Here is a 507-nt window from a genome sequence, read left to right as displayed (position 1 = left end):
CTCTGGTATCAGATGCCGGGCATGTATACGCCGGCGGATCATCTGTTAGTGACTCTATTATTGCCGGGAACTCGCAGGATGGAAATGGTGATACATTCTACATTAATAGTGGGGGTGTAATTACCAGTGCTTACGTTGGCTCGGCAGCAGCCCTGATCGTACAGGCAGGAGGAACATCTATTGCTACAACATTAGAAGCTGGATCTACCTACGATGTTCTGCAGGCTGAATCGGAAATTTGTTTTTTGCCGGGTAGTTTGATTAAAACTCCATCGGGCATAACTCCGGTTCAGGACTTATCCATGAACGATGAAGTTATTGCGTATGTTAATAGTATTGAAGTGATACGGCATATCACGTGGGTTGGCCGATCATATTGTACTGTGCGCCCTCATTTACCAGATGATGAAGCGGGCTACCCTGTGCGTATTCTGAAAAATGCCGTGGCTGAGGGTGTGCCATTTAAAGATATGCTGATTACCTCAGAGCATTGTCTGTTTTTTGATG

1 protein-coding gene is annotated in these 507 nt (G+C 45.8%); it reads left to right on the top strand.

Annotation, left to right across the window (positions count from 1 at the left end; translation table 11 throughout):
- The coding region (locus tag HK25_RS12600; RefSeq protein ID WP_198945994.1) for a Hint domain-containing protein at window positions 1-507 on the top strand (507 nt) is incomplete at both ends.

Source organism: Acetobacter sp. DsW_059 (assembly GCF_002153695.1).
Classification (GTDB): domain Bacteria; phylum Pseudomonadota; class Alphaproteobacteria; order Acetobacterales; family Acetobacteraceae; genus Acetobacter; species Acetobacter thailandicus.
Note: the sequence above shows the minus strand (reverse complement) of the source record. Positions and strands in the feature narration are given on the sequence as shown.